Below are 14,691 nucleotides of genomic sequence, written 5' to 3'. Positions count from 1 at the left end.
GTAGCGGTGCGAGCAGGCTAACCGTCCCTCCTTGCGTTTAGCCAAGCGCTCCTGACAAGCCTCCCAACTCAACTTGTCCAACTTCCACAAGAATTTGACTAGGCGCCAAAAGAAACAAAGCGCTGGCTCGCCAAATTCAGGGACACAACCGGCCAATTGAGCCGCCGTACCTTCAACAAAACTCGGGGCCATGATGCGATCTCGTCCAAACAAACTGTCAGCACAGTTCGGTCAGGTTTCTCCGGCCGCGCTTATTCCAATCCATCAAAGAGAACGCGATAACTTTTTGTTTTCGCGCTCTTTACCAGAAGCACTCACCGGATTTCTTGCCGCAGGGCTCGTTACTTTCGTCCTGTTGCCCCTCATCTCGGCCGTAACACGTCCTGTCTCGGGTGACCTGGCTTTTCCAGTGGACTTAATCTTCACTCTCGGCATTTTTGGGGCCATAGCTGCCTTCGTGCTCATAGGACAGACGCCACGAGCCTCACTCGGTCGCGGTTTGGTCTGCCTTGGAACAGCACTCATCGTTACGCCTGTCGGCCTGTCTGTGCTGTTCGCATTGTACCTACAAGACTGGTTGGCAATCGTTTCGGGTACGTCTGTTCAGCAGCCCGGAAACATCGCCGTATCCCTGTTTGGTGGTGTCTTTATTGCCAATGCCCTCGTCTTGGGATCGGCCTTGGGAAGTGTAGCGCTGCTAATTGGGCGCAAGCTTATGCATGAGCGCACAAAACCACTTCTCCCACCATATGAACTTCAATCAGCAGTCCTGTTCCAGAAGAGCTCAGCGTCCCAAGAGCATTTGGAGCGGTCGCTATGAAGTCGTGGACCCCAAACCTCCCTCACAGCAATAATCAGGAGTCCGGAACGATGGATCCAATTCGTATGTTAATTGTCGCGCCGGACGAAGCTCGCTCGACCGTCCAAGAACTCGCGACCCACCTCAAAGGTGTTGAGATTGTAGGCGTTGCCTACAATTTGAGAACTGCCAAGCAAATCCTTGATCGCACGCAACCGGACTTGCTTTTGGTCGACGTAATGCTTCAGGGCCTGCGCAGCGTGGACGTTATTTCATACGCGTCAACAACCCTGCCGGACCTCAAGATACTTGCGCTTAGCCCAGGTGATCCGCCCCACGATCGGGTTATACTCGCGATTCAAGCAGGCGCTCTAGGTTATGTGGGCAGAGATGCAGAACCCGAGGAAGTGCAAGAAGCGATATCCGAAGTTCTCCAAGGGAAGTCTTACCTTCCAGTCGACACCACTATCGATGTCCTAAAAGCTACCGCACCTGAACTCGCTGCTTCAGCCAAAGAGCGACTGAACTTTATGTTTCAGGCACTGCTTGGGTTAATTCCGGCGGCTGGCCTTATTGCGGCGGTTACCGGTTTTCTGTGGCGAGAATACTGGGGGCAAATTGGCGTTCGCGTAGTGGATATCGGCGTTGATGCCAGCACCCGTGTGACAGAGTTTGTTCTGACCTTTCTTGTGCTTCTAGGAATTTTGGGACCACTTCACTTTGTAGAAAACTGGCGCGGGGCATTGAAGTCGTGGGCTAAGGGTCGACCAAGACTTCGAATGCTGGGTACTAAAATCAAACCAGTAAGAATTGGCAAAACTACGCTTGGAGACATCATTGCCAATGATCGAGTCCAATGGGTTGCAGTTGCAGCGATCGTTCTAGCAATCACAGTTCCACTAGATTTTTCCGGAGGCAGGATTCTTACAATAATCTTGGGCGCAGTCGTCGCGCTGGTGATGCTCGCAAACCTGTTTTCTTTGGAAGACTACCTACCCGAATTGTTGCGTCCATCTAAACAACACATCGGGAAAGCGTTGGTTATCGATGGAATGCTATTCTTGGTCCTGTTGCTCGTGTTGAGCGCTGAAGTCTTTCTGTTGGGACCAGACCTTCGCCAGGACGGACTGCACGGGTTTCTTGCCCCTAAAGTCCTCGACCTTTCTGCACGACCCGTAATGGTGACTGACATAAACGAGAAATTCGGATCGCTGGAAGCGCTTTATCTAGGTGGAAACGCAGATCTGTATGTGCTGTTTGACCCTTGCGACAAGGTTGTACGGATGATTCCGGTCGGGTCATCCAGGGTCGAGCATATCCCTCAAGTTCAATGCTAGCCCTACGCAAAAGGCTGCATTGCGCACTAGTAAACCACCTTTAAGGTCAGCCCAGCAAACGATGGGCTGGCTGACAAAGCTATCCAAATGCCACTTCCATTTCGAGGACGCGTACAATTTCTCGACACGCTTTCCTCGGATCTCTGACGCGAACATCGGGCCGAAACAGTTCCACCAGAAGCGCACAGTTTCGTGGACCACGTCGATCCCGAGTTGGTGCCGTAGATCTTCGACATTCCAAAGCGAGAGCGGGAATCGGGTGTAAAGCATCACCGCAAGGCGGATGATCTCTGGACTGGTTTTAGGTATTTGACAGAGGCAGGTCCGGCCACGGGCAAAAGCTAGCAACCACCCTGCCCCGCTCACGCAAAGTCCTCCTGACAAGACCTAGTACAGAGACCGGGGTCGGAATTGCTGTGAGCACACGGCATGCTCCGCCTCTAATTGATAACGTTCGGGAATTGCGCCACAATTCCAGATCAGAAAATACAACTGAAGTGAGACTTGTATGAGTGGCGGTGCTGTCAGACGAATTCGAACCAGTCTCAGTTTGCTGTGGAAACCGCGAACCTATCCGGAACAAAGTTGACGCCACTCGCTAAGAGCGGCGGCGCGGGTCAGCTTGAAGGTGTCTCGACTGGCTAACGATCTTTCCTGGTTGAAGTGGTTGTAAACGGGGGAATGGACGGAGGCGAATTTCTGCAAACTTCGCATGCGCCTGAAACGCAGCATGGCCCGTTCTCTTCGTCGAAACGGCAGGTGCGAGTTCTCGACGCGGTTGTTGAGCCACCTGCCCGCCTGAAGACAAGCTTTACTGACAAAACGCCGCCGGTCATTTGTCTTTTTCATAGACAATGAATGGAGTTCTTTTGGCCACTTTGTCGTACAGAACTCGACCTGGGTAGTTAAATTCTTGAGTTGTCCAGTAAGTGGTTGGAACACCGTGCTGCTTAGCGATCTGAAAAACAGATTCGATCAGAGCTCGTCCAACACCTTTTCCCCTAACCTGCGGATCAGCGAAAAGATCCATAAGATAACACGTATCCTCTACCGACCACATGAACCTATGATAAAGGTAGTGCGCTAATCCAACCGGTTTCCCTTCTATCTCAGCGATGAGGCAATTGTATTCACCTGCATCCGTTGACAACAATCTGTTGAATGAAACCTCGTAGACTTCTTCTGAAACAGAGGTCTCGTAGAAATCCAAATATGCCGTCCATAAGCGGCGCCACTCTTGGTTGTCTTTCAATTCAAGCGGACGGATAACTAAGCCTACCGGCATGGGTGATTTCTCCTGCGTTTACTTGAGTGCGTACAACCGAGATCGCCCAGTGCAGTCAAATCGGCTGCTGTCCGACGTCCACACGATCATGTCTAAGTGGAATGTCCTCATCCACTGCTTCGTCCAATTCCTGGGCGTATCGATGACCTGAATAAACCGCTGCTGCAATAATCGCCGGGGCATCGCAATCTCCTATGCGACGAAGGCTGAACGGCAAATTCTCGGAACTCATCCGCCCCAGCAATCCCGTGTAGAGGCCATCATTTGGCTTCCGAGCAGTAACCATAACTATGTTGGCAACTGGCACCGTCACATTTGGCCCGCCATAGGCGCAGTCTAACTCTGCGATTTCACCATCAAATTGTTCGAGCAACTTTGACGGCAGGACCTCGACCCCTAAGCGAAGCAAATGCGTTCTGATGCGCCAACGTTCGGACGTATTTCCTGCCCAGTCAGAAACACTGTCAGACGGTGTGACCAGCGTGACGGCATGTCCCTGAGCTCTAATTTTTTCAGCAATGACACTGGCCATGTAGTAGCCATCACCATCAAAAACGAGCGTTGGTCCATCGGGAAGCTTCCCATCCATAATGTCATCGGGAGTAAAGACGCGATCTAAGGCAGACTCTTCTGCGACCGGGGCAAAACGTTCTTCGTCAAAATACTCCTTTCGCCAAGTGGCGCCGGTTGCAATTGCAACGTGGTCAGCCTCAACGGCCAAGATATCGTCAACTGTCAACGGACTTTCACGGTAGATTTCAACGTTGGGCATCTCAATCAATTGCTGCTCGCGATAGTCTTTGACGCGAATGTACTCGCTCATTCCAGGCAGGGCCGCTTCTCGCGACACCCTGCCACCCAATTCACGAGAAGCTTCCGCCAAGAGGACATCATACCCACGCACACCAAGTGCCCGTGCAGCTTCAAGTCCGGCAGCCCCAGCCCCGACAATCAGAACGCGCGCATCTGAAGATTTCTTACGAATGATCTCAGGATGCCAGCCCTTGCGCCACTCCTCTCCCATTGTTGGGTTCTGAGTGCATCGAATAGGCACCCCGATCGAGTCGCTGGCGTAACACACATTGCATCCAATACATTCGCGGATTGCGGACAGGCGTCCTTCTTCGATCTTCTTTGGAAGGTAAGGATCAGCAATCGAGGGGCGTGCAGCCCCAATGAAATCCGTAATCCCCCGCCTGACTTGCGAGACCATGGTATCAGGTGACGTGAAGCGACCAACGGTCACGACGGGCTTATCCGTTACGGACTTGACCCAATGCATGTAGGGTTCAAGTGCTGCTTCTTTGGTGAAACGGGAGACACCCATCTCAACCGAATAATCTGCGATGTTGATATCCCACAAATCCGGAAGATCGGAGAGCATCTCAAACATCTCTCGTCGCTCACCATAGATTGGCTGGCCATCCTCGCCGATCTCTTCGTCAGCCGAGAACCGAACAGCCACTGCGCACCGCCCGCCCACGGCGTCTTTGGTTTCCTGAATCAACTCGCGGGTGAGACGCACCCTGTTTTCTAAGTTGCCACCATATTCGTCACCGCGCGTGTTCACGCGCGGATGCAAAAAATTCGAGATCAGGTATCCGTGCGTGGCGTAAACATAGACAACGTCAAATCCAGCGTCTCGTGCCCTCAACGCGGCCTTTCGATGCCAGCGGCGTAAATCCCGGATGTCCTGTTTGTCCATTGCGCGGGTCTGAAATGGATGTCCTTTTGTGTTTGGCCGGCTGTCCACATCCATGCTCGGCAACCGGGAAAACAAGTTGTTCGAGTTGGCGCCTCCGTACCATAGTTCAGCACCTGCAAGGCTGCCGTATTCGTGCACCGCGTCCGTCATCAGTGCGTGCGCCCGAACATCACTGTCATCCCAAAGCGACGCGTAAGGGTGCGGAAGGTCGTCAGATGAAGGGTGGATCGAGTTGTATTCCGTGCATATGACGCCCCACCCTCCTTGCGCCTTCACTTTACGCATTGCAGCAAGCGTACGTGGGTATTGCCAGCCCATACCTGTACAGTGCGGCACCTGATAGAACCGGTTTGGCGCAGTAACTGGCCCGATTTGGACTGGTTCGAAAAGGATGTCGTAGCGAGAGTCCCTGCCCATTTTCTTATCCTCAGTTAGCTGCGCCATGCGCTGGCTGATCTTGTCTGGAGTGTCCGGTTTGAAAGCCGCTCTGTTTCAACAACCGTTGTTGAACTCAGGCATTCGAAAGTGATCCGGGTAGACCTTGGAAAGGAAGGCGGCGATGTGATCCCGGGCGACGGAACGTTGAAAATTCTCGGGATAGGTTAAAAGTTCCAACCAGATTCCGTCGTAAAGAGCTTCCAGAATATTGGCGACTTGCCTTGGCGGCATGTCTTCATACCCACCTTCTTCAGCAATCTCTGAACACAGTCGCAGTGCGATGTCGTACCGCTCTTGATCAATATCATTGATCAGACTGCGGTAGACTTTGCGCCGCCCTGCCTCTCCGAAAAACGCAAACCAAACAGCTAGTTTCTTTGGAGTGCAAATCTGCGGGTGAAAGTGCGCGTCGACGATAGCCAACAGCTTTTCTGCTGCTGACAACCCTGCATTTTCATAGGCTTCCAACCACTGCTCGTGATGTTCTTTTGCTAGAAACAACAGCGTTTCTTCCAGCAAGTTCTGTTTGCTTTTGAAATGGAAGTTGACGATACCCAGAGACAAGCCGGCTATCTCGGTGACCGTGGACATAGTCGTTCCACCAATTCCGTTTTCGGCGATCGAGTCGATTGTCGCGTCGATGAGTTGTTGTCTCCTCACCTTCTTGGACTCGGTGCGCCGCCGCCCCTCAGGGTTTGTCTTTTCGATTGACGATTGTCTCACCCGAATGCATCCCACCTACTAAAGCACTTTTTTGGTCTTGCCTGCCCCCAACAGCCGTTCTTTTTCAGCGCGCGGACAATTGACATCTAAGCGATAGATGCCATTGATTGAACAATCATTCAATGGAAAAGGGAAAATGATGTGAAAACAACCGCACGAACGCAATCGTAGATCTAGAGTTCCGACCAAAAAGTGAAAACCGGATCGTGCACGAAAGAAATAACCCTGCGATGCAAAGCTCCCAAAGGCTCAATGCGGTCTGCAATGGCGGCCCAAGCCGCGTCTGCCTGCGATTGATCCCTAAACTCGATAACAGCCATAAGCGTATGGTTGCGAAGCTCATCGGTATCGTAACCACTTGCGGGGATGCGTCTGCACAAAGGCGTCCCTTCCGCGGCCATGTCTGTCTTGATCAAATGTTCGACAAACGCATTCCACGCCTGCTCGAACACGTCGAGCTCGACGGTTGCTTTCAATTCGAATTGGTTCAAAAGTCTTGGCATTCTTCACATACTATCCGGCAAGTTTCATGGGCCAAAACTACGCAGTTCTCCCTGCAAGGCAAGCGCGAGGCCACTAGATGATCCAAAACGAAAACCCAGTCATTGCAAACAGCCTATGGTCAGCAACGGCAGGCTATTCGTCAGAATACCCGCAACTCGTTGGCGAACAGCAATCTGACGTGACCGTGATTGGCGCTGGGTTCACCGGACTTTCGGCGGCACTTCATCTGGCCGAGCAAGGCGTCAAAGCAGTTGCTATCGATGCCCAACATCCGGGCTGGGGAGCTTCAGGGCGCAATGGTGGTCAAATCAATGTGGGCCTAAAGGATGGGCCGACGGGCATAAAAACCAAATTTGGTGACCTCTGGGGAACCAGAATGATCCGAATGGCCGGTGGCGCCGCCGATCTTGTGTTCGACTTAATCGCTCGGCACGGCATTGAGTGCGACGCAAAACGTCCAGGCTGGCTGCGCGCTGCGCATACTCACAAAACACTCAGCGAATTACACAAGCTAGCCGAGGATTGGGACAACCACGGCGGGGGCATGATACAGCTTGATCAAAGCGAAATGCAGCGTCTGACAGGGACCGAAGCTTACCTTGGTGGCGTTCTGGATCGCCGCGGCGGTGTTTTGCACCCGCTGAATTACGCACTTGGACTGGCCGAAGCAGGTTGCCGCAACGGCGTGAAAATCTTCGGCGAAACGCCCGCCAACCAGTTTAAATCAGAGGCCGGTCGCTTTTATGTTGAAACTCCCAAAGGAACTGTCATCTCAGATAAAGTGCTAATTTGCACTAACGCCTATTCCGGAGATCTACATCCGCGCTTGGCTCAGTCAGTTTTGCCCGTTCGGTCAGTTCAGGTTGCTACCTCACCTTTGTCCGACAATATACGCCAAACAATTCTGCCAGAAGGCAACGCTTTGTCAGACGCCCGACGCCTACTTCTGTACTTCAGGCAAGACGCGGAAGGTCGCTTTCTGATAGGAGGTCGCGGCACCTACAACGACAATTCCACTCTCAAACAAATTGAGCGTTTGAAACGCATCTCTGTTGAGCTTTTCCCCCAATTGTCCGGAGTTCAGTGGGAATACGAATGGGGTGGCTTTGTTGCTTTGACAAAAGATCACTATCCACACCTACACGAGTTCGCTCCGGGGATTATGACAGGTTTGGGATACAATGGGCGCGGCGTTGCCATCGCTACGGCAATGGGGCGCGTCCTCGCCAAATGGGCTACAGGAACCAAAGCGGACGAACTGGAATTTCCGGTTACCCCCCTCAAACCACTGCCCTTCTCGTTCGCGAAAGAAACTCTTGTCGAAGCAGAAATCCTACGCCTTAGACTCTTGGACAAGTTGGGTCTTTAGTGAGCTCGCAAGCAGCGCCGACTAGCGGTTTTTGGAGAAGAAGCGATAGGTCAACGCGATAGCCGCCAAAGAGAGACCTGAGCCGTATCCGATCCAAACGCCGTTGGGACCGAACCCAAGCCAAAAGCCCAGCGCATATCCAAGCGGCAATGCAAAGACCCAATATGCAATCAAAGTGATGGCAACGGGGACATGGTTGTCCATCATGCCCCGGAAAGCACCCAGCATTGTCCCCTGCACACCATCTGCAATCTGCATTGCTGCAATCACAAGGAACATCGATATCGCGAGAGAAACGACTTTTGGGTCATCTGAAAGGCTATTGGCCAAAGGATCGCGGCCAATCAAAATACCAGTAACGACAACAACCATCCAACCAACAACGACCATCAGCGACGCCAACACAATCGGCTTGAGCCTCTCTTTTTCATCGGCACCAACTGCCTGAGCTACACGTATCGAAATCGCAATAGAAACTCCCAATGGCACCATGTAAATGACGTCGCTGACCGCAGAAACGATTTGATGCGCGGCAAGCGCGGCGGCGCTGAACCATCCAAGCATAAGGCCGGCAACAGCGTAAGCGGCCCCCTCCCCCAGGTAACCAACGGAAATAATGAACCCTTCTTTGATCTGCACCTTAACCTCGGACCAATCAAAACCTGCGGCCTTTAGGAAACCCTTCTTCTTTCTCCACGCGCGCAAAATCAAGAATGCCACAATTAACGGCACCATCTGGGACAACAGACTAGCGATCCCGGCACCGACGAGACCCAGACCCGGCCAACCAGCAACCCCGTGGATCAAAACATAGTTCGAAGGGATATTGAAACCGACCGCAAGGAACGCGAGGCCAACCCCAATCCACGGGCGATTCATGGCGTCAAACAGGGCTTTCAAAGCATAGAAAATCGTGAAGGGCACCAAAAGGAGGCTCATCGCGATCCAGTAGCCACCAATCAGACTGACCACTTCGGGCGGCTGCCCAATCCAGGAAAGGGCAGGCTTGAGGCAGATCATTACAGCAGCCCCAACGACACCAACGGCAAGCGAAACGCTAAGCCCAGCACTTGTTGCCGATGCAAGCCCTCGTTCACTCGTTTTTCCAAAGGCTTCAGCCATCCGCACACCAATTGCGGAAACAAAGCCGTAGAGCGCTGAATAAAAGATGATCAGCACCGAGGCTGTGATCGAGACCGCCGCCAAAGGAAGTGTTCCCAATGGGGCCACCATCACCGTGTCAACGACGCCAATTAAAGCAGCCGCAGCAAGAGAGATAACTATCGGAAGAGCAAGCCGCGCAAGATAACGCGCCTCTTTCAAGATCGCGCTCCAAGATGGCCGAAGCTGATGCGGTAACCGCACATGCGTCATATTGTTGGGCCTTTCAGTCGTAATTGACTAAGCCGTATCCCCAAGTAATTCCGGGACCAAACGAACAAGACATCCCCAGGCAGCCTGTTCCGCCTGCTTTCGACTCAGGCCATCCGGAGCAAGATGCAAGCGCTGCCAATAGCCATCCGTCAATGTCTCCATCCATTCAGCCATTTGATCTGGAGAAGTAACGTCATCATCGGACAGCAATTCGTTCCAGATTACACGCAAGGTCTCTCTTCGACGTGTTTCGAAATGCTCGGCAACTTCATCGTACTGCAGTTGAAATCGAAGCTCACCCCAAAACGCATACCAAAGGGGTAAGACATCCGGACCACATGCATCAGGGTGGAAATCAGCTTTTATCAGGGCCCTTATCTTTTCGGCTGGCTTATCCCCAGCCCGCTCCAAAGAAGCTGTCCAGTGGTCTTCGTAGCGCTGGTAAAGGTCGCGCAAAGCTTCGGTCAGAAGACCAAGCTTTGACTTGAAGTAAAACGCCGCGACACCCTGAGAAAGCTCAGCTTCAGACGCAACCGTTGCGAGCGTCGTTTTTGCCAACCCATGCGCCAATATAGAGCGGCAAGCCGCGTCCAGCAGCTGTCGGCGACGACGATCTGCGTTCTCCTTCCGCTCTTTGCGGGGACGTTTACGATCTGCTTCGACCAATTGCCACTCCTCCTACGAATACAGCCATCTACAGCGCGCAAAAAAGATGCGTCAATAGCTTGAAATTTATTTGAGCGATCAAATAAACTTTACGGACACACACCTGATCTGTAAATGGAATAGAAAGGGGTGGAATAATTTGAAGGTTGAGAACAGATACGACGTTATTGTGGCCGGTGCTGGTCACAACGGATTAACCGCCGCCGCCTATTTGGCGCGCGCTGGCATGCGTGTTTTGGTGGTCGAAAAGAACGACTGGATCGGTGGCGCGGCAGTCAGCCGGTCGCTACACGAGGGTTGGACATACTCTAACTGCTCGTACGTTTGCTCTCTTCTGCGGCGCGAGATTGCCCGGGACCTGGAGTTACCGAAATACGGACTTCAGGTTATTCCGTATGAAGGTGGCGCGAGCTTTACGCGCGATGGGGATTACTTCGCCTATTATTCCGATCACAACGCCCTTAAACGCGAGATGGCGCGACATTCTGCAAAAGATGCCGACGCCTATCGCGGTTACTCACAAGCCATCATGCGGCAATGCCGTTTTATCCGTCCTTTTCTGCTTCGAGATGCACCGGACCCTGCGTCTCTCCACCCACGTGATCTCGGCGAACTGGCTTATCTCGTAAAAAAAGCACACAGGCTGGGCAGTCGGGAGCTCGGCGAAACACTGAAATTCTGGACAATGTCCATTGGTGACTTTCTGGATGAACATTTCGAAAACGACCTGATCAAGGCCCATTTGGCTGGCTCCGGCATTATCGGCACCGGCCTTGGGGTGTACTCACCCGGCACGGCATATGTGCTGCTGCACCACTACATGGGTGACATTGACGGCGGCATCGGAGCATGGGGTTTCGCGCGTGGAGGGATGGGTGCAATTTCGAATGCAATTGCAGCCTCTTTCAAGGATCACGGCGGTACCATCCACACAGGTTCGGGTATTGAGAAAATCCTCAGCAAAGATGGGCGCGTTGAAGGCGTCGCTTTGGAGGACGGCAAGGTTTTCTATGCACCCGTCGTCGCATCCAATATGGATATCAAACGCACTGTTCTGCACCATATTGATGTGGCCGAGTTGCCGGATGAATTCACGAAGGCGGTGCGGAACTTCAAAATTCGTGGCTCTTCGGCGAAACTCAACATCGCGCTTGATCGCTTTCCAAATTTTCCTGCTGCACCCGAAAAAACCAGCTTCCTAAGGGGCGATTTGCATGTGTCGCAGAGCCTCTTTGAACTTGAAAAAGCTTATGACGATTGGAAAGTCGGGCGCTGGTCTGAAAAGCCCTACATAGACATGCTCATCCCTAGCCAGATTGACCCGACTATGGCGCCGACAGGTGCCCACATGATGACGGTTTTCGTCCAATATGCGCCTTATGATCTAGAAGTCGACGGCAATAGATCGGCCGAGAATTGGGACGAAAAGCAGCGCAGTGCGATGGCGGAAACTGTACTCGACCAGATGTCTGTGGCGTGCCCTGACATTCGCGAGCGCATTGTTCATATTGAGGTGCGTTCACCATTGGAAATCGAACGCGAGGTCGGTCTGACAGAGGGCAACATTTTCCAAGGCGAACTGACTTTTGATCAGCTTTTCTTCAATCGGCCAGTCCCGGGTTGGTCTCAGTACAGTTTACCTATCAAGGGACTTTATTTATGCGGTTCGTCCGCTCATCCGGGCGGAGGGGTTATGGGAGCACCTGGTGCAAACGCTGCCCGCGCAATCCTGAGGCACGAAACACGGCATGGTCGAATGAAGGGGTTTGCCGCATGAGCCAATTTGATGCGATTGTCATTGGCGGCGGTGTTAACGGTCTGGTTGCCGGAACACTCCTTAGTCGGCGCGGCAAGAATGTTTGTATCATTGAGAAATCCAACAGGTTCGGCGGCATGGCGTCTTATTCCGTGGACGGCGGCCCGACTCTGGCCAATTCGCTATATAACCTGAGCCCGCGGGCCTTGAGTGACATCGGCATAGATCCTCAACACCCCGTCCTGTCCGGCAAACCTGTCTCCACGGTTTCTTTGTCTGAGGATGGGCGGCATATCGTCTTCAAGAACGAAGGCGTCTTTTGGAGCGAGGGGGCAAAACACCCGGAATCCGAAGCTTGGTCCGATCTGACAAAGCAGTTGATTACGTATGGGGGCCTCTTGCGCCAACTCGCCGAGGCCCCACCGCCCGGCGGTCAAAAAGCCATCCTTTCGCGAGGTGGGCTGAATGAGCTTTTCCGTCTGGCAAAACTGGGCATCGGCCTGAAAAAGCTGGGTAGATCTGAAATGCGGCGTTTCCTGCAGGTCGTCTTATCTAATGTCTATGACATAATACTAGATGACTTGCTGGAAGGACCGGTGGCTGGAATGCTTGCTGCTGATGCGATCTGGGGGGCAGCCACCGGTCCAAGATCTCCGGGCACAGTATTCAATCTGATCTATCGACTGGGTCACGGAGGTACCATCACTCAACCAGCAGGCGGAATGTCTGCGCTGACCGATTTGATGGTTCAAGCTGCACAAAAGGCGGGTTGCGTACTGATGCCGGAAACTGAGGCATCCCGCATTCTGTTGGACAACGATGCAGTCTCCGGAGTGGAGACTCACGATGGACGAACTTTGACCGCACCCATTGTGCTCAGCAACCTTGCTCCAAGACCAACAAGCCGAATGACCGGACCCTCTGCTTTTGACATCGAAACAATGCGGCGAGTTCGAAATATTCGAGCTCGTGGAACAGCGGCTAAGGTCAACCTACGGTTAAAAGACGACGCCGCCCTGCCCGGCATGCCTGACGAACTAGCCCACGAACGACTGATCTATGCCCCTTCTGTGGAGTACGTCGAAGCTGCGTTTAATCCAGCTAAGTATCGTCAAATGTCCAAAGCACCCGTGATTGAAGCCTTCCAAATGCAGACAGCCGATGGGGCAAACTGGCTGTCAACCATAGTACAATATGCGCCATCTGACATTGAAGGCGGTTGGACTGAGACTGCCAAGGAACAGCTTGCGGAAATAACAGTTGAAACTCTTAGCCGTGCCCTGCCCGGCTTTGGCGATCAAATCGCAAGCAAACAAGTCATAACACCGGATCAAATCGAAAACGCAACCGGAGCGCCAGGGGGCCATTGGCACCATGCGGAAATGTCTCTGGACCAACTTCTAACACTTCGGCCCGCTAATGGGATGGCCAGATATTCCATGGGGCCGAAGGGGCTGTTCCAATGTGGTGCGGCAACGCACCCCGGCGGTGATGTCATGGGGCTCGCTGGTCGCAATGCGGCGCTGGCAGCGCTGGAGGCACAGGCATGAGCATCTTCACCGATCCGAAACTAGGTTTGATCCCCGGGCCGTTTCACAAAAGACTCGAAGAGCAAAATCGCGCGCAAAATTGGTACGATTGGGCGGGTTATGCCGCCCCGGGCGTGCTGGACAGTGTCGAGTTCGAGTACTTCGCGCTACGCAATCAGGCATCCTTGTTCGACATCTCACCAATGCACAAGTACCGATTGACTGGGCCGGATACGACAACGATGCTCAATCGCCTAGTGACACGGGACATCCGAAAAATCGGAGTTGGTCGCGTGGGGTACGCAATCTGGTGTGATGAAGAGGGTATGGTCATCGATGACGGGACCCTTTTCCACCTTGGCGACAACGATTGGCGCCTTTGCTGTCAGGAACAAATGCTGACATGGCTTCTCGACGCGGTTTGGGGTTTTGACGTTTCAGTAGTCGACGAAACTCACAGTATTGCTGGACTTTCGTTGCAGGGCCCGACCTCCTATGCAGTTTTGGAGGCCGCCGGGTTAGATGTCAGCAAGCTGAAGCCATTCGATCTTGCTCAAGTTGACCATGATCTCATGATCTCGCGGACTGGTTTTACTGGTGACTTAGGCTATGAACTCTGGTGCGACTGGGGCAAGGCAGAAGCGCTTTGGGTCAGGGTTTGGAAAGGTGGCGCACATCAAGGACTACGCGCCATTGGATACGAAGCTGTAAATTTGGCCCGCATCGAAGCGGGGTTTCTGACCGCAGGTGTGGATTTTCAACCAGTTCACGCGACCGAGCGGTTGCACCGAGGCCAAACACCCTTCGAACTCGGTCTTGGCCGGCTAGTCGACTTCAACAAAGGTCATTTCAATGGTCGACGAGAGCTGCTGTCCAAGCGAGAAAATCCAAGAAGCCTGCTCATGCGTTTCGACGTCGAAGGATTCAAACCCTCGGAAGGGTCATTGATCTACAACCGACGCAAAAAAGAAGTTGGGCACATAACGTCCGGAGTATGGTCGCCGACCGCCAAACGCAACATCGCGTTGGCACATGTCCGCATGCCGGATGCAGGCCGGTCATCCGGCTTAAAGGCGGAAATTTACACTCTGCAAGAAGGCAAATGGGACACCAGGATGGCGCGCCTTACACCTGTCACCAAAGCCTTTTTTGCACCGCCCCGCGCACGTGCCACCCCACCGGCCCACACCTAAAGGAGAAGCAGAC

General features: G+C 53.1%; 12 protein-coding genes and 2 pseudogenes. 6 read left to right on the top strand and 8 right to left on the bottom strand.

All coding sequences use genetic code 11. From position 1 onward, the window contains the following. Positions 1-193 precede the first annotated feature (193 nt). Positions 194-820: a hypothetical protein gene (locus ACR0EO_RS10555; protein ID WP_480689606.1), complete on the top strand. Its 627-nt coding sequence runs from the start codon at positions 194-196 to the stop codon at positions 818-820. Between the two features lie 50 nt (positions 821-870). Then, positions 871-2,136: a response regulator gene (locus ACR0EO_RS10550; RefSeq protein ID WP_480689604.1), complete on the top strand. Its 1,266-nt coding sequence runs from the start codon at positions 871-873 to the stop codon at positions 2,134-2,136. A gap of 81 nt (positions 2,137-2,217) precedes the next feature. On the opposite strand, the pseudogene ACR0EO_RS10545 reads toward ACR0EO_RS10550, so the two are convergent. The 6 genes and pseudogenes from ACR0EO_RS10545 to ACR0EO_RS10520 all read right to left on the bottom strand — a co-directional run. After that, positions 2,218-2,445, bottom strand: a pseudogene (locus tag ACR0EO_RS10545) (IS6 family transposase); the annotation flags it as partial. 261 nt (positions 2,446-2,706) lie between these two features. Continuing rightward, positions 2,707-2,937 (bottom strand): annotated as a pseudogene (locus ACR0EO_RS10540) (DDE-type integrase/transposase/recombinase); the annotation flags it as partial. Positions 2,938-2,968: 31 nt separating this feature from the next. After that, positions 2,969-3,421, bottom strand: coding sequence for an N-acetyltransferase family protein (locus tag ACR0EO_RS10535; RefSeq protein WP_480689602.1), 453 nt, complete (start codon positions 3,419-3,421; stop codon positions 2,969-2,971). A gap of 55 nt (positions 3,422-3,476) precedes the next feature. Beyond that, a complete protein-coding gene (locus ACR0EO_RS10530) occupies positions 3,477-5,543 on the bottom strand; it encodes an oxidoreductase (RefSeq protein ID WP_480689600.1) in 2,067 nt (688 codons plus the stop codon). A gap of 75 nt (positions 5,544-5,618) precedes the next feature. Beyond that, a complete protein-coding gene (locus tag ACR0EO_RS10525; RefSeq protein WP_480689598.1) occupies positions 5,619-6,287 on the bottom strand; it encodes a TetR family transcriptional regulator C-terminal domain-containing protein in 669 nt (222 codons plus the stop codon). 173 nt (positions 6,288-6,460) lie between these two features. Beyond that, positions 6,461-6,790 (bottom strand): DUF6614 family protein, encoded by a 330-nt coding sequence (locus ACR0EO_RS10520; RefSeq protein ID WP_480689596.1) that lies wholly within the window; start codon positions 6,788-6,790, stop codon positions 6,461-6,463. 77 nt (positions 6,791-6,867) lie between these two features. Here ACR0EO_RS10520 and ACR0EO_RS10515 point away from each other — a divergent pair, with 77 nt between their 5' ends. Next, positions 6,868-8,160: an NAD(P)/FAD-dependent oxidoreductase gene (locus ACR0EO_RS10515; RefSeq protein ID WP_480689594.1), complete on the top strand. Its 1,293-nt coding sequence runs from the start codon at positions 6,868-6,870 to the stop codon at positions 8,158-8,160. Positions 8,161-8,181: 21 nt separating this feature from the next. On the opposite strand, the gene ACR0EO_RS10510 is transcribed toward ACR0EO_RS10515, so the two are convergent. Next, a complete protein-coding gene (locus ACR0EO_RS10510; RefSeq protein ID WP_480689592.1) occupies positions 8,182-9,483 on the bottom strand; it encodes an MATE family efflux transporter in 1,302 nt (433 codons plus the stop codon). 78 nt (positions 9,484-9,561) lie between these two features. Continuing rightward, entirely contained in the window at positions 9,562-10,200 is a 639-nt protein-coding gene (locus tag ACR0EO_RS10505) for a TetR family transcriptional regulator C-terminal domain-containing protein (RefSeq protein WP_480689590.1), read from the bottom strand. A 139-nt stretch (positions 10,201-10,339) separates the two neighbouring features. Here ACR0EO_RS10505 and ACR0EO_RS10500 point away from each other — a divergent pair, with 139 nt between their 5' ends. The 3 genes from ACR0EO_RS10500 to ACR0EO_RS10490 are packed head-to-tail and all read left to right on the top strand — an operon-like array spanning position 10,340 to position 14,678. Further along, positions 10,340-11,977 carry a phytoene desaturase family protein gene (locus ACR0EO_RS10500; protein WP_480689589.1) on the top strand — a complete coding sequence of 546 codons (1,638 nt, stop codon included), beginning with the start codon at positions 10,340-10,342 and terminating at the stop codon, positions 11,975-11,977. Continuing rightward, entirely contained in the window at positions 11,974-13,506 is a 1,533-nt protein-coding gene (locus tag ACR0EO_RS10495) for a phytoene desaturase family protein (RefSeq protein ID WP_480689587.1), read from the top strand. The genes ACR0EO_RS10500 and ACR0EO_RS10495 overlap by 4 nt, the downstream gene beginning before the upstream one ends. Then, positions 13,503-14,678: an aminomethyl transferase family protein gene (locus ACR0EO_RS10490; protein ID WP_480689585.1), complete on the top strand. Its 1,176-nt coding sequence runs from the start codon at positions 13,503-13,505 to the stop codon at positions 14,676-14,678. Before ACR0EO_RS10495 ends, ACR0EO_RS10490 begins: the two co-directional genes overlap by 4 nt. Positions 14,679-14,691 lie beyond the last annotated feature (13 nt).

Source organism: Ruegeria sp. BE9, assembly GCF_056538765.1.
Note: the sequence above shows the minus strand (reverse complement) of the source record. Positions and strands in the feature narration are given on the sequence as shown.